This is a genomic window from Saccharothrix texasensis (assembly GCF_003752005.1).
GTDB lineage: Bacteria > Actinomycetota > Actinomycetes > Mycobacteriales > Pseudonocardiaceae > Actinosynnema > Actinosynnema texasense.
The window spans coordinates 8,771,282-8,788,812 of sequence record NZ_RJKM01000001.1 but is presented as its reverse complement, the minus strand read 5'-3'; the positions used below and the strand labels follow the sequence as shown (position 1 = coordinate 8,788,812).

Sequence of the window (17,531 nt, the reverse complement as noted above, 5' to 3'; positions counted from 1 at the left end):
GCCGGTCCGGCGCTTCGCGCACGCGCCCAAGCGGGCCGGCGCGTGAATTCGACACCGGCCGGAGGCGGTCCGCACGACGTTCGCCGGAAATGCGACGACATCGCGCCCCATCGCGTCCCGAAGGGTCACTTCGGGCGGGCGGCGGTCACCCGTCGGATCAATTGCACCATCTGTGCGCGCTCGTCCTCGTCCAACACGGCGAACCACCGCGCCTCGCGCCCGTTCTGGTGCGGGAAGACGCGCGACACCGCCGAGCGGCCCTCCTCGGTGAGCGCCACGAACACCACCCGCCGGTCCTGGCCGTCCCTGGTCCGCTCGACCAGCCCGCCCCGCTCCAGCGTGTTGATCAGGTTGGACATCGCCGACCTGGTCGTGCCGGACAGGTCGGCCAGCCGCGCGGGCTGGGTCGGGCCGAGGATCCACAGCTTGAACATCAGCCGGAACCCGGGCATGGTCCACCCCTGCTCGCGGTGCACCAGGGCCTCGTAGTCGGTGATCATCATGTACGCCAGGTGCAGCACGTTGTAGGAGAGGCCGAACGCGTCCGCGTCGCCTCCCAGCTCACCGATCCGGTGTCGGGCGAACCGCTCGTACTCCTGCTCCGTCGCCACGTCGGCGGCGACGGGAACCTCCTGCTCTGCCACCCGGCGATCCTGCCAGTGCGACCCGGCCGAAGGCACCGGAATGCGGCACACTGGCCGACGTGATCGGGACGAGGCGGTTCGCCATCACGGCCGCGGTCGTGCTGGCCCTGGCCACCGCCGCGTCCGTGGCCGCCAGTTTCGACATCGTCAAGGGCGAGGGCGCGGTGGTCCTCGACGACCTCGCCCAGCTCGCCACGGGCCTGTTCGCCACCGGTTGCTGCTGGTGGACGGCCCGCCGGGCGACCGGCCCGGACCGCCGCTGGCGGCTGGCGACGGGGTTCGGCATGGCGGGCTGGTCGACCGGTCAGGCGCTGTGGACGTGGTACCAGCTGGTCGAGCGGCGCGCGGTGCCGTCACCGTCCCCGGCGGACGCCGGGTACCTCAGCATCGTGCCGTTCGCGTTCGTGGCGCTGCTCGTCATCGGCAACTTCCGCCGGTCCGACTCGCCCGACGCGCTGCTCGACCGCCGCTCCCGCGGCGCCCGGCTGGTGCTGCTGCTGGACGGCCTGATCGTGGTCGGGTCGCTGTTCGTGCTGGCCTGGACCACGTCGCTGGGCGGGCTGGTCGCGGCCGGGAACCCGGGCTCGGCGGCGTTCCTGGTGGCCATCGCCTACCCGGTCACGGACCTGGTGCTGCTGGTGATCGTGGTGGCGCTGTGCGCGGACCGCAAGGTCGTGCTGCGACCGCAGCTGCGGTTGCTCGGGCTCGGCCTGGCCGCGCTGGCCGCGTCCGACTTCGCGTTCGCCTACCTGGTCAGCGTCCAGGCGCCGGAGGTGCCGCCGCTGGCCAACGCGGGGTTCGTGGTGGGGCCCGCGCTGATCGCGCTGGCCGCGCTGGCGCCCGTGCCGTCGCCGTCGACCGGCCCGAGCCGCGACCGGCGGTCGTGGCAGTGGGCGTACCTGCTGATGCCGTACGTGCCCTTACTGGTCAGCAGCGTGCTGGTGCTGCGGCGCACGATCATCGGCGGCCTCGGGCCGTTGGACGCGGTCGAGATCGGTTGCGGCTTCACCGTGTTCGTCGCGGTGATCCTGCGGCAGCTGGTGACCCTCGTGGACAACACGAAGCTCGTGCTGCAACTGCGCGAGTCCGAGCGCACCCTGACGCACCAGGCGCACCACGACCCGTTGACCGGGTTGGCCAACCGGGCGCTGTTCGAGCGCCGGCTGGACGAGGCGATGGCCGACCACCACCGCGACGGCACGCCGTTCGGGTTGCTGTTCGTGGACCTCGACGACTTCAAGGCGGTCAACGACGTCTCCGGCCACGCGCACGGCGACGCGCTGCTCGAACGGGTGGCGCAGCGGCTGCGGCAGTGCGTCCGCGACACCGACGTGGTGGCCCGGCTCGGCGGCGACGAGTTCGGCGTCCTGGTCGAAGGGCTGGAGGAGCCGGAGAAGGTGGCGTTCCGCATCCTCGACGAGCTGGGCGAGGAGATCAGCGCGTCGGTCGGCGTGGTGATCTGCGCCGACCCCGACCCCGAGGCGACCGCCGCGACCGTGCTCAGCCGTGCCGACCACGCCATGTACGAGGCCAAGCGCGACGGCGGCCGAGGTCTGGTCATCCACTCCTGACGCTCTCCCACGAAGCACACCTCGGCATTCGCGGGCAGTCGGAGGAGATTCACGTCGACCACGACCGGGATTCCCGGCAAATCATCGGGGAATCCGATTTCTCGGTTGTCCCGGGCACCATCGCGTCACCTCGCGGACGCGGATCGTATTGGTTCTTGACGCGGCCGGCGAACGATGGGTGGATTCCTTTTCCCACCGTCCGCCAGTGATCACCGGAGTCGGCGATGCACGCTCGGAGAGCGCTCTCCTGCACGGTGGTCGCGATGCCGGCCGTGGGCTGCGGCGCCGGCCCCGACGCGGGCGTGGCCGGTGGCGGGTCCGCCGGCGAACCGGTCGTGGGCGTGATCCTGCCCGACGACGAGGCGTCGTCGCGGTGGGTGGAGCAGGACAGCCCGAAGCTCGCCCAGGCGCTGCGGTTCGCCGGGGTGGAGCCGCTCATCGAGCAGGCCGACCACGACGAGGCCAGGTTCGCGGCCATCGCGGACGACATGATCGCCCGCCGGGTCGACGTCCTGATGACCACGCCGCTGAGCCAGGCCGGCGGGGTCGCGGTCGAGGCCAAGGCGAAGGCCGCCGGGATACCGGTCGTCGACTACGACCGGATCAGCCTCGGCGGGCACGCCGACTACTACGTGTCGTTCGACGACCTCGACGTGGGCGAGTTGCAGGCCGAGGGGTTGCTGGAATGCCTCCGGGACCGACCGCGCGCGCGAATCGTGGAACTCCGGGGATCGCCGACGGACCACAACGCGACCCTGTTCGCGGCCGGGTGGACGGGGTGGTCGCGGCCAACGACGGCCCGGCGGGCGCGGTGACGACGTGCTCAAGGCCGCCGGCGTCCCCGCCGGCCAGGTGCCCGTCACCGGGCAGGACGCCACGCTCGACGGCCGGCGCGCCATCCTGCGGGGCGAGCAGCGCATGACGGCCTGCAAGCCGATCCGGGACGAGGCCGAGGCCGCCGCCCGGCCGGCCGCGGCGATCGCCAAGGGCGACGCGAGCGGCGCCGACGACCTGGCCACCGGCAACACCCGCGACGTCGTGTCGGGGCGCGACGTCAAGTCGGTGCTGCTGTCCGCCGACCTCGTCACCCGCGAGGACGTCCGCCAGGTGGCCGTCTCGGAGAACGCGATCAAGGCGGCCGACCTGTGCGCGGGCGACGTCGCCGCCGCGTGCGCCGAAGTCGGCGTCCTGGTCGGCTGAGGCGCGCGGCGCGCGGCTACAGGAGGTGGGTCTCGTCCGCCCCGGCCCCGGTCTCCACCAGGACCGCGCTCCACGCCGCGGTGGGGCTGGCGTCCAGCAGGACGACGCGGCTGCCCGCCGGGACGGTGGCGGTGTGCAGGTTGTGGAAGGTGTCGTTCGGGCCCAGGTGCGCGTACCGGGTGAGGTTCTCGGCGCAGGACGGCGTCAGCGGCGCGCCCAGGATCTCGGCGTAGTTGCGCTGCGCGGGCCGGGACAGGTTCTGCGCCACGAAGCACGTCACGTCCGCCGCGGTCAGGCCGTTGCGGGTGAGCAGGCGGGAGGTGAGGTCGCGCAGGCGGTTGCGGGTCTCCACGGCCAGGCGGAACGAGTAGGTGACCGGGTCGGCGCACTCCTCGCGCCACTCGTCGAACGGGCGGTCGCGGTAGGGCACCCGGAACAGGTCCGCGTAGTCGCCGTTGGTCTCCAGCAGCACGTCGCGGATGCGCGTGCCGCCGGCCCTGGTGAGCACGAGCGCGCCGCCGCTGTCGCCGTTGACCGTCACCGGGTGGCGGTAGCGGCGGGACGTGGCCGGTTTGCTGCCGTGCGCCACCAGGACGGTCCGCACGTCGGGGCCGCGCAGCAGGCCGGCGGCGGTCATCAGGGCCGGGGTCAGGGACGCGCAGCCCAGGCCGCCGACGGAGAACGCCATCGCCCGCCGCGCGCCCAGGGCCGCTTGCAGCCGGGTCGCGTCCGAGCTGATCAGCGTCTCCGGCGCCCGTGCCTCCACCGTGATCACGACGTCGACGTCCGCCTCCGTCCGGGAGGCGGCGGCCAGCGCCCGGCGGGCCGCCACCGCGGCCAGGTCGGTCGCGCTCGCGTCGGCCACCGCGACGCTCTCGATGCCCAGGGCCTCGCAGACGGCCCGCTCCGCGTCGTCCAGCCCCGCCCACTCCGGCAGCTGCCGCAGGGGCACCGGGTCGCCGAGGCACCAGCCCGAGCCCGCGAGCGCGATCACGCCAGTTCCCGGTGGACGGCGGTGATCTCGTCGGCCAGGGCCTCCAGCTCGGACTGGCCGAAGTCGACCAGGCTGTTGATCTCCAGGCGTGCCTCGCCCGCCCGTTCCGACACGGCGATGATCAGCGGGAACCAGGACGTCATGGCGCGCTTCAGGTTCACCGACAGGTCCCAGCGCGTCCGCAGCAGCCCGACACCGGAGTCGAACGCCGCCACGTCACCCGGCACGTGCACGAGCAGCGCGCGCGGCTCGGGCAGCGCCCGCAGCCCGGACACGGCGGGCCCGTGCGGCGAGAGGTGGCGCAGCACGCCGTACCCCACGCCGTCGTGCGGCACGGACCGGGCGCGGTCCACCACCAGCGGCAAGGTGTCGTGCGCGGTGCCGGCCACCGGCAGCGCCACCGGGTGCAGGGTGGTGAACCAGCCGATGGACGGTCCGCGCCCGGCGTGCCGGTACGCGTTCGGCGTCGCCTCGCCCTCCACCGTCAGGTAGGCGCCCGCCGCACCGCGCCACCGGGCCAGCCCCAGCGCCACCGCGCACAGCGCGACTTCGCGCTTGGACGCCGCCGCCGTGTCCGCCGCGGGCGCGACCGACCGGCTCACCAGGCCCTCGCCGCCGGCGCCCTCCAACGCGCCGAAGGACGCGCCCTCGCGCATGACCGCCGTCCAGTACCCCAGCTCCCCCGCCACCTCGTCGGACGCCGCCATGTCGTGCAGCCGCCACGCCCACTCGCGCCACCCAGCCGGCGCGGGCCGGTGCGCCGCGGCACGGCCCGCCGCCACCTCGCCCAGCAGCACGTCGAGGTCGTCCATCAGCACGACGGTCGACATGTTGTCGAACACGAAGTGGTGCACCAAGAACACCAGCAGCCCACCCCGCCGGTGCCCCCGCTCGTAGTACCGGGCGCGGGCGAGCGGCCCGCGTTCCAGGTCCAGGTCGTCCTTCAACGCCCGGCAGTCCGCCTCGACCGCGGCCCGCTCGTCACCCGGCGGCAGGAACACCACGTCGAACGGCACCTCGGCGTCCGCGGCGCACTCCGCCCGCGTGCCGACGGCGTTGCGCCGGAACCGGTAGCGCAGCGGTTCGTGCCGCGCCACCAGGTGTCGCACGGCGGTGCGGACGACGTCGGCGGTGATGTCGGCGGAGGTCAGCTCCAGCACGTGCACCTCGACGAAGTCGCCGCGCCGGTCGGGCAGGTGGTCCAGGAAGCTGCGCATGATCGGCGTCAGCGGGATCGGCCGCTCGTCCCGCGCCCCTACCGCCGCCACCACCCCGTTCGGCACCACCCCGTTCGGCACGGCGACGGCAGGCGCCGCCCCGTTCGGCACCGCCCCGACGACCTCGGGCACGGCCGGTTCGCCGTCCACCACGGCCGCCGCCGCCAGCTCACCCAGCGTCGGGTGTTGCAGCAACTGCTGCGGCGTGATGTGCACCCCCGCCTTCGCCGCCCGCGCCGCCACGCGCACGCCGAGCACCGAATCACCGCCCAGCGCGAAGAAGTTGTCCCCCGCCGACACGGAGGCCGCGCCGAGCAGGTCCGCGCAGATCGCGCTCAGCACCTGCACCGCCCGGGCCGGACCGCTGCTCGTCACTCGCGCCTCCAAGCGCTCGGGCGGCGGCGCGGCCGCGGGCGTCACCACCGCGAGGTCGTCCAGCCGGATGTCGGGATCGGCCACGACCCGCGCCACGAGGGCGGGCAGCCACGTGGCCAGCCGTGCGGCCGTCTCCCGGTCGTACAACGCGGCGACGTACTCCAGGTAGCCGCTCATCGGGCCCTCGCCCTGGTCCACCACGCCGACGGTCAGGTCGAACTTCGCGGTGCCGGGCGCGATGCCCGCGATCGCGCCGTCGAGGTAGCGCGAGCACGGCAGGCCGGCCAGCTCGGCGGTCGCCTGGGGCACGTTCTGGTAGGTGTAGACGACGTCGAACAGCGGGTGCCGGCCCGGGTCGCGGCGGCCGAGCACGTCGGCGACGATCTTCTCCAGCGGCACCTCCTCGTGGTCGAGCACGTCGGCGACGGTGCGGGCGCAGCGCTTGACCAGGTCGCGGAACCGCAGCTCGCCGCCCACCGCGGTGCGGAACGGCAGCACGTTGTTGAAGTAGCCGATCAGGTCGTGCGAGGCCGGGTCGACCCGCCCGGACGTGGCCACGCCCACCACCACGTCGGTGAGCCGTCCCCAGCGGTGCAGCAGGACGTCGACCACGGCCAGCATGGTGACGAACGTGGTGACGCCCAGTCGCCTGCTCAACGCCCGCACCGCCTCGGCGTCGCGCGCGCCCACCTCGAACTCCACCATCCCGCCCTCGAAGGAGCGGGCGGCGGGCCGCGGCCGGTCCAGCGGCAGCTCCGGCGACGCCAAGCCCGCCAGCGCCGACCGCCAGAACCGCAGCCCGTCGTCCAGCGCACCGTCGGCGAACCGGCGGCGCTGCCAGTCGGCGAAGTCGGCGTACTGGGCGGTCAGCTCGGGCAGCTCCGGCGCACGCCCGGTCAGCGCGGCCCGGTACAGCTCGGTGAAGTCGCGGAAGAACACCGTGGGCGACCAGCCGTCGAAGACGATGTGGTGGTAGCTCCACAGCAGCACGTGGTCCTGCTCGGCCAGGCGCAGCACCGTGGTCCGCACCAGCGGCCCCGAGGCGAGGTCGAACGGGCGCAGCGCCTCGGCGTCGACCACCCGCCGCGCCTCGCGGTGCCGTTCGGCCTCCGGCAGCGCGCTCAGGTCGAGCACGACGACCTCGGGTTCCTCCTCCCGCACGTACGCCCGCAGCACGCCGTCGTCGTCGGCCTCGACGCGGGTGCGCAGCACCTCGTGCCGGGTCAGGACCCCGCGCACGGCCGCGACGAGCGCCGTCTCGTCCAGCGGGCCGGTCAGCCGCAGGTCGTGCGGGATGTTGTAGAGCGGGGTGCCCGGGTCGAGCCGGTCGAGGTACCACAGCTGCTCCTGCCCGAACGACACCGGCAGCGCGCCGCCGCGCGGCACCGGCTCCAGCGCCGCGGACGCGGGCGTGCCGCCCGCCGCGGTCAGCTCGGCCACCCGTGCGGCCAGCCCCCGCACGGTGGGGTGGGCGTAGAGGTCGGCGAACGTCAGGTGCACGCCGAAGTCCCGTTCGAGCGCGCGCAGCACGCTGATCCCGGCGATGGACGTGCCGCCGAGCGCGAAGTAGTCCGAGTCCGGGGTCAGGTCCTCCGCGCCCAGGACCTCCTGCCACACCTCGGCCACCCGGGCTTCGGGCGTCGCGCCGGCGGTCGGACCGGGCCGGGTCGGCACCGGCCGCGGCCGGGTGTCCTCGATCGGCCCGAGGGGCCGGCACCAGCAGCGCACCTGCTCGAACGGGTAGGTCGGCGCCTCGATGCGCGGGACGGCCGCGCCGGCGTAGTGGGCGTCCCAGTCGATCCGCGCGCCGAGCCGGTACAGCGCGCCGAGCCGGCGCAGCACGCCGCGCCGTCCGGGCGCCGCGAACAGCTCCACGCACGGCAGGTCCGGCCGCAGCCGGCGGATCTCCCGGGTCAGCACGCCGGTGCCGCCCAGGTCGACCAGCACGGCCCGGTCGGCGGCGAACCGCTCGACGACCCGGGCCAGCCGGGCGCGGTCGAGGTCGGCGCTCACGCCCAGTTCGGCGGCGGTGGCGGTGGCGTCCTCGAGCGACAGCTCGCCCCGGGCCACCCGGACGGCCAGGTTGCCGGCGCCGGAGCCGACGAGGTGCGCGTCCCGCACGCCGAGCCGGCGGGCCAGGCCGAGCACCGCGGTCTGCGCCACGACCAGCCGGGCGGCGGGCGCCGCGGGCAACACCACGTCGGCCAGCTCGGGGAACTCGCCGACCAGCTCCGCCCACGTCCCGTCGTCCGGCACGGCGTCACCGGACAGCAGCACCACGACCGGCCGGTCGTCGGGGGCGGCCTCGTCCGGCGGCACGGCCTCGCGGAGCGCCTTCACCAGCTCTTCCGGGCTCTCGGCCGGGAACGCGCCGCGGTACGGGTGGTCGTCCCGGCCGCGGTTCATCGCGTGGGCCACGGTGCGCAGGCCGTGTCCGGTCTGCTGCACGAAGTCGGCGAGGCGCTCGCAGTAGGCCCGGAACGCGGCGGCGGACTTCGCCGACACGGTCACCAGCTCGACGCCGGACGCCGGCTCGGGCGACGACTGCGCGGGCGGCTGCTCCAGCACCGCGTGGACGTTGGTCCCGGTCATGCCCAGAGCGCTCACGCCCGCCCGGCGCGGCACGCCGTCGCGTTCGGGCCACGGCCGGAGGCCCGGGTTGACGTGCACCGGTCCGGACAGGTCGAGCATCGGGTTGGGCGACTCGAAGTGCGCCGTGGGGTACAGCTCGCCGCGCCGCACGGACAGCAGCGCCTTGAGCAGGCCGGCCATGCCGGCGGCGCCGTCGAGGTGGCCGACGTTGCCCTTGATGGAGCCGATCGCACAGCCCGGGGCGGGCACGCCCGCGTCGGCGAAGGCCTGGCGCAGCGCGTCCACCTCGATCACGTCGCCGAGCGGTGTCGCCGAGCCGTGGCACTCGACGTAGGCCACGGTCGCCGGGTCGACGTCGGCGTCCTGCCACGCCTGGCGCAGCACCTCGGTCTGCGCGACGCGGCTGGGCGCGCTGAGCCCGACCATCCGGTGGCCGTTGTGGTTGACCGCGATGCCTTTGACCACGGCCCGGATCGGGTCGCCCGCCGCCACCGCGTCGCGCAACCGGCGCAGCAGCACGACCGCGCCGCCCTCGCCCGCCGTGGCTCCGGTGGCGCGCTCGTCGAACGGCCGGCAGTGCCCGTCGGTGGACTCCACGCCCCGCACGGGCGTGTGGGTCTGGTCGGTGAACAACACCGGACGCACGCTGACCCCGCCCGCCAGCGCCAGGTCCGCGGTGCCCTTGCGCAACGCGTCCACCGCGCCCGCCAGCGCGGTGAGGCTGCTGCTGCACGCCGTGTCGACGACGTACGCCGGTCCGGTGAGGTCGAGGTGGTAGGAGATCCGGGCGGCCGAGGACGCCGACAGCGCGCCGAGCGTCTGGTGCGGGTCGTCGCCCTGGTACAGGGTCTCGTAGTCGGACTGCGAGTGGCCGAGCACGACGGCGGTGCGCGAGCCGCGCAGCGAGCCGGGCGCCAGGCACGCGTTCTCGATCGCCTCGTGCGCCAGTTGGAGCAGGAGCCGCTGGTGGGGGTCCATCATCTCGGCCTCGCGGCGGGAGATGCCGAAGAACCGGTGGTCGAACAGGTCGATCCGGTCGAGGTGGGCCATGGGCAGGTACCGCGTGCCGGGGTGGCCGCCGGTGTGGCGCACGCGGGTCGGCGACGGCTGTCCGACGAGGTCGGTGCCCTCGGCCAGCAGCCGGTGCAGACCGTCGAGCCCCGTCGAGCCGGGGAGCAGCGTGGCGACCCCGATGATGGCGATGTCCTCGTCCCGCACTGCGGCCTCCGTCGTCACAGCTGGTAGTCCCGCGTCTCGGCGTCCTCGGCGGCGGTCGCGCCGAGGGTCGCGGCGAGCGCGCCGACCGTCGGGTGGTCGAACAGGGTCCGGGGCGGCACGGTCCGCCCGAAGATCGGCCGCAGGCGGGCGGCGACCCGGATGGCGAGGACGGAGTCGCCGCCCAGCGCGAAGAAGTCGTCCGCCCGCCCGACCCGCCGCACCCCGAGCACCTCGCCGAGCACCTCCGCGACGGCACGCTCGCCCGGCGTGGCGGGCGGCACGAAGCGCGGCGGAGCGGCGGCCGGCGGTCGTGCGGGCGGTTCGTCGTCGGCCGCCGGCGGCAGCGTGGTGTCCGCCAGACCGGTCAGCAGCGCGACGAACTCCTCGACCAGGCCCGCGGCGGTCGCCGCGTCGAACAGGGCCGGGTCGTAGCCGAGCTGCACCGCCAACGGCTCGGCGTCGTGCACCACGAGGTGCAGCGGGTAGTTCGTGCTCTCCACCGCCTGCACGTCCACGGCGGCGAGGCCCTGGTCCACGGGGTAGTTCTCCACCACCACGACGCTGTCGAACAGGCGCGTCCCGGCCGGCAGCCCCGCCCACCGCCGGATGTCGGTCAACGCGGCGTGCTCGGCCGGGCGCCCTTGCGCCTGCACGCCCGCCAGCCAGCCCGGCACGTCCTCGGTCCGCACCCGCAACCGCACCGGCACGGTGTTGACCAGCATCCCCACCACGGTGTCCGCGCCGGGCAGGTCCGGCGTCCGCCCCGACACCACCAAGCCGAAGCACACGTCCCGCGTGCCGCCGTGCCGGGCGAGCAGCAACGCCCACGCGCCCTGCACCACCGTGCTCAACGTCAACCGGTTGCGCCGGGCGAACGCGCGCACGCCGTCCGGCGCCTCGACCCGGCACACCGCCGAGGAGCACGAGAGGTGCGCGCGGTCCGGTGGCCGGTCGTAGGGCAGCGCGGTCGGCCCGCGGAACCCCGACAGCGCCGCACGCCACCGCTCCTCCCCCGGGTCCTGGCTCAACACCCGCGCCACGTGGTCGCGGAACGGCCGCCGCGCCCGGGGCTCGCCCAAGACCTCCGACAGCACCTGGAACGCGCTCCAGCCGTCCAGCACCAGGTGGTGGAAGGTCCACAGCAGACGGACGGCCCGATCACCGGTGCGCACGAACGTCAACCGCGTCAACGACTTCGACAGGTCGAACCCCGCCGCGCGGTCGTCCGCCACCAACCGCCGCCACCGCTCCTCGTCGGCGTCGGCCCAGTCGTGCCGGGCGATCGGCGTCTCGACCGACCGCCACACCACCTGGACCGGCGAGCGCACCCCCTCCCACACCACGGTGGTGCGCAGCGCCGGGATCGCGTCGACCACCCGCCGCCACGCCCGGGCCAGCCCGTCCGGTGACGCGTCGGGCAGGGTCAGGTGCAGCTGCTCCACGTACGCGCCCGGCTGGGACAGGCTGTGGAACAGCATCCCGGCCTGCACCGGGGTGAGCGGGTACACGTCCTCGACCGACCGCCCGTCGCCCGCGATCCGGTCCAGCTCCTCCTGCGTCAGCCCGGCCAGCGGGAAGTCCGACGGCGTGACGCCGCCCGCGCCCGGTCCGGCGCAGTGCGCGGAGATCTCCCGCAACGCGGTCAGCACGTCCTCGGCGAGCCGGGCCACCACCGGCGTGGGGTGCGCGTCCGGCGCGTGCGCCCACTCGACCTCCAGCTCGCCGGACGGGGTGACGGCGGCCGTGACGTCGAGCCGCGGGGCGATCGTCGGCGGCTTGGCCAGCCGGACACCGCCGGGCACGCGGGCGAACACGGCGTCGAACCGCCCCAGGTAGTTCACCCGCGCCAACGGCCGGTGCCCGGCGGGGTGGGTCGCGGTCAACCACCGCAGGGCGCCGTGGCTCACCCCGTGCCGGTGCGCGGCGCGCAACCGCTCCTTCACCGCCCGCACCGCCGCGCCCCAGTCAGGGCCGGGCGCCGGTGCGGTGAACGGGAACAGCGCGGTGAACCAGCCGACCGTGCGGGACAGGTCGACCCCGGCGAACAGGTCCTCCCGCCCGTGCCCCTCCAGCTCCAGCGGCACGCGGTCCAGTCCGCTCCACCGCGACAGCACCTTCCCGATCGCGGCGACCAGCACGTCCTCGGCTCCGGCGCGGTAGGCGGCCGAAGCGCCGCGCAGCAGCGCGGCCGTCTCCTCGGCGGGCAGCCGCACCGCCACCGTCCGCTCGGGCAGTTCCGCCGCCTCCGCCGCCGGGTGCTCGGACAGGTGGTCCGCGGCCGTCCCGGACACGGCGGTCTCCCAGTACGGGAGGTGTTCGGCGAACCCGCCGGCCTCGGCGTGCGCCCGCAGCCGCCGCGCCCACTCGCGGAACGAGGTCGTCCTCGGCCCGAGGTCGACGTCCTCGCCGGCGACGGCCTGCCGGTAGCCGGTGGCCAGGTCCTCCAGCAGGATCCGCCAGGACACGCCGTCCACGACCAGGTGGTGCGCGGACAGCACCAGCCGCCCGGTCGACAGCACCGCCCGGAACAGCGGTCCGCCGGCCGGCGGCAGTTCCGGCTCCACCTCGGCGAAGAAGACCTCGCCGACCTCGTCCGGCACGTGCTGCGCCCACTGCCCGTCGACCTGGGAGAACCGCGCGCGCAGCAGGTCGTGCCGGGCCGGCAGCGCCTCGACCGCCGCCCGCAGCGCCGCGACGTCCACGTCCGGGTCGAGCTCGACCTCCACCCACTGGGTGAAGTGCGCCGGGTTCGGCGACGTGGCCAGGAACCACCGCTGGACCGGCGTCAGCGGCACGGCGCCGGTCGCGGGCTCCGCGGGCGCGGTCCGCCCGGTGGTGGCGTGCGCGGCGACCGCGGCGAGGGTCTGGTGCAGGAACACGTCCCGCGGTGTCACCCACACGCCCAGCTCCCGGGCCCGCGACACCACCTGGATGCTGAGGATCGAGTCGCCGCCGAGGGCGAAGAAGTTGTCGTCCGCGCCGACCCGCTCGGCGCCCAGCACCTCCGCCCACGCGCGGGCCAGCGCTTCCTCGTGCGGTCCCGACGGCGGGACGTGGGTGCGGGTCGAGCGCGCGCGCGGGGGTGGCAGGGCCCGGCGGTCCACCTTGCCGTTGACCATGAGCGGCAACGCGGGCAGCGGCACGAACACGGCGGGCACGAGGTGCGGCGGCAGCCGGTCGGCCAGGAACCCGCGCAGCTCGTCGGCGCCCGCGCCCGCGACGACGTAGGCGACGAGCTGCCGGTGCCCCGGCACGTGCTCGTGCGGCACGACGACGACCTCGGTGACGTCCGGGTGGCGGCGCAGGGCCGCTTCGACCTCGCCCGGCTCGACCCGGAACCCGCGGATCTTGACCTGGTCGTCGGCGCGGCCCAGGAACTCGAGGAGCCCGTCGGCGCGCCAGCGCACCACGTCACCCGTGCGGTAGAGCCTGCCGCCGTCCCCGAACGGGTCCGCGACGAAGCGCTGCGCGGTCAGCCCGGGGTGGCCGAGGTAGCCGCGCGCCAGGCCGGCGCCGCCGAGGTGCAGCTGGCCGGGCGTGCCGACCGGCGCCGGGTCGAGGTTCTCGTCCAGCACGTAGCAGCGGGCTCCGGTGACCGGCCGCCCGATCGGCAGCCGACCCGCCAGGTCCGCCGGGCGCACCACGTGCGCGGAGGCGAACGTGGTGCCCTCGGTGGGGCCGTAGCCGTCCACGATCCGCAGGTCGGGCACGTGCCGCAGCACGGCGGCGCAGTGCTCGGGCGAGATCACGTCGCCGCCGCTGCCGAGCTGGCGCAACCCGGTGAACGCGCCGGGGTCGGCGGCGGCGATCTCGTGGAACAGGCCGGCGGTCAGCCACAGCACGGTGACGCCGTGCGCGGCGACGAACCCGCGCACGTCGTCCCCGGACAGCAGGGTGCCCGAGGACACCGCCAGCCGGGCGCCGGACAGCAGCGCGGCCCAGATCTCGAACGTGGAGGCGTCGAACGACAGCGTGGAGCACTGCGCCACCACGTCGTGCGGGCCGATCGGGAACGGGTCGCCCTCGGCGAGCCGGGCGACCGACCGGTGCTCGACCAGCACGCCCTTGGGCCGGCCGGTGGAGCCGGAGGTGAACATGACGTACGCGGCGTTGCGGGGCCGCACCACGACCGGTGGCGCGTGCGCCGGCCGTGCGGCGTGCGAGCCCGGGTCGACGACCTCGACGTCGGCGGGCAGCCGGTCGCGCAGGTCGGCGGGCGCGAGCACCAGGCGGGCGCCGGAGTCGGCGATCATGTCGGCCAGCCGGGTCGGCGGGTAGCCGGGGTCCAGCGGCACGAACGCGGCGCCCGCCTTGAGGATGCCGAGCAGCGCGATGACCGCGGGCAGGCCGCGTGGCGCGCACAGGCCGACGCGGTCCTCGGGCCGCACGCCACCGGCCAGCAGGCCGTTGGCCAGCCGGTTGGTCGCCGCGTCGAGCTCGCGGTAGGTGAGGGACGTGCCGTCGCAGGTCACGGCGACCGCGTCGGGCCGTTCGGCGACGCGTTCGGCGAAGCGGCCGGTGATCGTGCGGTCCGGGCTCGGCGCGCCGGAGGTCCAGTCGTGCAGCACCCGCTGTCGTTCGTCCGGCGCGAGCAGCCGCAACCGGGACAGCGGCCGGCCCGGGTCGGCGGTGACGTCCGCGAGCAGCACCGCGAACCGGTCGACCAACCGGGTGACGGTGGCGGCGTCGAACAGGTCGGTGCTGTGCTCCACGGCCAGGTGCAGCCCGCGGGCGTCGCGGGTGAACTCCAGGGTCAGGTCGAACGCGGCGGCGTGGCGCGGCGGGTCGAACTCCTCCACGTCGAGGCCGGCCAGGACGGGCGGCGCGGCCGGCGCGTTCTGCAGCGCCACCACCACGTCGACCAGTGGTGAGCGGGCGGCGTCGCGGTCGGGCCGCAGCAGCTCCACCAGCCGGTGGAACGGCACCTCGTCGTGGTCGAGCGCGTCGCGGACGGTCGCCTTGACCCGGGCCAGGTGGTCCGCGAAGGACAGTCGGGGGTCGACCTGCGAGCGGATCACCACGGTGTTGACGAAGAAGCCGACGAGACCGGCCAGGTCGGGGTGGTCGCGGCCGGAGGTGACCGTGCCGACGGCGATGTCGCGCTGACCGCTCAGGCGGGCCAGGAACGCCTGCGTGGCCGCGACGAGCGTGGTGAACAGCGTCGCGCCGTGCGCTCGGCCCAGCTCCGCCAGCCCCGAGGCGACGCTGGCCGGCAGGGTGCGGCGGTGGGTCGCGCCGGCCGTCGTCCGCACGGGTGGGCGTGGCCGGTCGGTCGGCAGGTCGAGCGCCGCCATCCCGGCCAGCCGCCGTTCCCAGTGGGCGAGCTGCGCGTCCAGCACGGCCCCGGTCAGCCCGGCGCGCTGCCGGCGGGCGAAGTCGGTGTAGCGCAGGGGCAACGGCCCGAGGTCGGCTTCCGCGCCGCGCGCCGCGGCGGAGTAGCACCGGCCCAGCTCGTCGGCCAGCACACCCATCGACCAGCCGTCGGTGACGATGTGGTGCAGGCACAGCACGAGCAGGTGCCCGTCCCCGGCGGCCAGCACGGCTGCGCGCAGCAGCGGTCCGGCGCCCAGGTCGAACGGTCGGGCGACGAAGTCGGCGAGGTCGGTTTCCGCGCCCAGCTCCGGGCGGACCTCGTAGGGCGGTCCGACGACCTGGGCGCCGCGGCCGTCGACGGTGTGGAACGTGGTGCGCAGCTGCTCGTGCCGGGCGACCAGCCGGGTCAGCGCGACGCCCAGGGCGTCCAGGTCGAGGTGGCCGCGCAGCCGGAACCCGGCCGCGGTGGTGTACTCGGCCCCGCCGGGCGAGAACTGGTCCAGGAACCACAGGCGTTCCTGGGCGAACGACAGCGGCGCGGACGTCCCGCCCGTCGCGGCGGGCGCCTCCGGCCGGTCGCGGTCGGCGGACAGCTCCGCCGCGAGCGCCTCGACCGTGCGCAGCGCGAACACCCGCCGTGCGGGCAGGTCGCGGTCCAGCGCCGCCACGACCCGCATGGCCAGGATGGAGTCACCGCCCAGCGCCACGAAGTCGTCGTGCGCGCCGACCCGCTCGACGCCCAGCACGTCCTGCCACACGGCGGCCACCCGCTCCTCCGCCGGGGTGCGGGGCGGCGTCACGGGTCCGGGTCGCGGGGGCTCCGGCAGGTGGTCGCGGTCGAGCTTGCCGTTGGCGGTCAACGGGAGCGCGGCCAGCGGCACGATCAGCGACGGCACCGCCGGGGCGGGCAGGAGCTCCGCGAGGTGCGACCGCAGCGCCTCCGGCGGCCGGTCGGCCACGACGTACGCGACCAGCCTGGCGTCCCGGAGCACCACGGCGGCGGCGGACACGTCCGGGTGCCGCAGCAACGCCGCCTCGACCTCGCCCGGGTCGACCCGCGCGCCGCGCACCTTGACGTGCCCGCCGGTCCGGCCGAGGTGGTCGAGCAGGCCGTCCGGGCGGCGGCGCACCAGGTCGCCGGTGCGGTACATCCGGCTGCCCGGCGGGCCGTGCGGGTCGGCCACGAACGACGCGGCGGTCAGCCCGGCCCGGCCGAGGTAGCCGCGCGCCAGGCCGGGGCCGGCCAGGTACAGCTCACCCTCGTCGGCCGGGCGCAGGTGCTCGTCCAGCACGTGGGCGCGGGCGCCGGCGATCGGGCGGCCCAGCACCGCGTGGTCGACCTCGGTCACCGGGCACAGCAGGCTCTCCACCGCGACTTCGGTGGTGCCGTAGGCGTTGTGGGCGGTGACGCCCGCGGCGACCAGGCTCGCGCACAGGTCCGGGTCGACCGGTTCGCCGCCGGTGACCACGATCCCGGGTCGGCGGTCGCCGGCGAGCAGGCCGGCGCGCAGGAGTTCGCGCAGCCGTGACGGCGTCTCGTCCAGCACGTCGATCCCGGTGCGCACGACGTGGTCGACCAGGGTCCGGGGGTCGGCGAGCGTGTCGTCGTCGATCACGTGGACCTCGTGCCCGGCCAGCATCCACAGCAGCGGCAGCCACATCGCGTCGAAGCCCAGGCCGGCGGTGTGGGCGACCTTCAGCCGCGCGGGGTGCGCGAACAGCCCGGCCTCGTGGTGGGCGAACAGCGCGAGCAGGCCGCGGTGGGTGGCCAGGACGCCGTTCGGGCGGCCGGTCGACCCGGACGTGTGCAGGACGTAGGCGAGGTGGTCGGGCGTGACGCGCGCCGCCGCCGCCGGCGGGTGGTCGTCCTCGATGAACGCGGTGCGGACACCGGGCAGCCGGTGCGCGAGCGACTCGCGGGTCAGCACGACCCGCGCACGGGCGTCGGCCAGCAGGTCGCCCAAGCGCGCGTCGGGCAGGTCGACGGCCAGCGGCACGACCGCACCGCCCGCTCTCAGGATGGCCAGCAGCGCCACGACCGCGTCCACGCCCCGTTCGAGGAGCAGGCCGACCGGCTCCTCCGGGCGCACGCCGCGCAGGCCGCCGGCCGCGCGGTCGACCCGCGCGGCGAGGTCGCGGAAGGTCAGCCGCTCCCGGCCGCACACCACCGCGGTGTGGTCGGGATCGGCGCGCACGCGCGCCGAGAAGAGGTCGTGGACGTTCGCGGGCGACAAATGCTCGACATCCATGCGCAATTCCGCCAGTCGACTCCGGATATTGGCGCCCAATGCGCCGGCCGGATCACCGACGTTTCCAGCGCCACCCGTGCGAGGACAACCGCCGATCGGCGGCATACCATTCGGGGAGCCGAAGCCGCCGGTCGCGCTGCGAATTACCGAACGTCGCT

7 protein-coding genes are annotated in these 17,531 nt (G+C 75.4%); 3 read left to right on the top strand and 4 right to left on the bottom strand.

All coding sequences use genetic code 11. The features are described from left to right. Positions 1–125: 125 nt before the first annotated feature. On the bottom strand, positions 126–644 hold the full coding sequence (locus tag EDD40_RS39165) for a MarR family winged helix-turn-helix transcriptional regulator (protein WP_123747353.1): 519 nt from the start codon (positions 642–644) through the stop codon (positions 126–128). A 59-nt stretch (positions 645–703) separates the two neighbouring features. Between EDD40_RS39165 and EDD40_RS39160 the strand changes: the two genes are divergently transcribed. The 3 genes from EDD40_RS39160 (at position 704) to EDD40_RS44140 (ending at position 3,415) form a co-directional block, all read left to right on the top strand. Next, positions 704–2,215: a GGDEF domain-containing protein gene (locus tag EDD40_RS39160; protein WP_170185365.1), complete on the top strand. Its 1,512-nt coding sequence runs from the start codon at positions 704–706 to the stop codon at positions 2,213–2,215. A 224-nt stretch (positions 2,216–2,439) separates the two neighbouring features. Next, positions 2,440–3,030, top strand: coding sequence for a substrate-binding domain-containing protein (locus EDD40_RS44145; RefSeq protein ID WP_246038218.1), 591 nt, complete (start codon positions 2,440–2,442; stop codon positions 3,028–3,030). A gap of 4 nt (positions 3,031–3,034) precedes the next feature. Further along, on the top strand, positions 3,035–3,415 hold the full coding sequence (locus EDD40_RS44140; RefSeq protein WP_246038217.1) for a substrate-binding domain-containing protein: 381 nt from the start codon (positions 3,035–3,037) through the stop codon (positions 3,413–3,415). Positions 3,416–3,431: 16 nt separating this feature from the next. Here the strand turns inward: EDD40_RS44140 and EDD40_RS39150 are convergent, their stop codons facing one another. The 3 genes from EDD40_RS39150 to EDD40_RS39140 are packed head-to-tail and all read right to left on the bottom strand — an operon-like array spanning position 3,432 to position 17,373. Further along, positions 3,432–4,409 carry a 3-oxoacyl-ACP synthase gene (locus tag EDD40_RS39150; RefSeq protein WP_123747351.1) on the bottom strand — a complete coding sequence of 326 codons (978 nt, stop codon included), beginning with the start codon at positions 4,407–4,409 and terminating at the stop codon, positions 3,432–3,434. After that, entirely contained in the window at positions 4,406–9,811 is a 5,406-nt protein-coding gene (locus tag EDD40_RS39145) for a condensation domain-containing protein (RefSeq protein ID WP_123748618.1), read from the bottom strand. Before EDD40_RS39145 ends, EDD40_RS39150 begins: the two co-directional genes overlap by 4 nt. A 14-nt stretch (positions 9,812–9,825) precedes the next feature. Beyond that, positions 9,826–17,373 (bottom strand): non-ribosomal peptide synthetase, encoded by a 7,548-nt coding sequence (locus tag EDD40_RS39140; RefSeq protein WP_123747350.1) that lies wholly within the window; start codon positions 17,371–17,373, stop codon positions 9,826–9,828. Between the last annotated feature and the right edge of the window lie 158 nt (positions 17,374–17,531).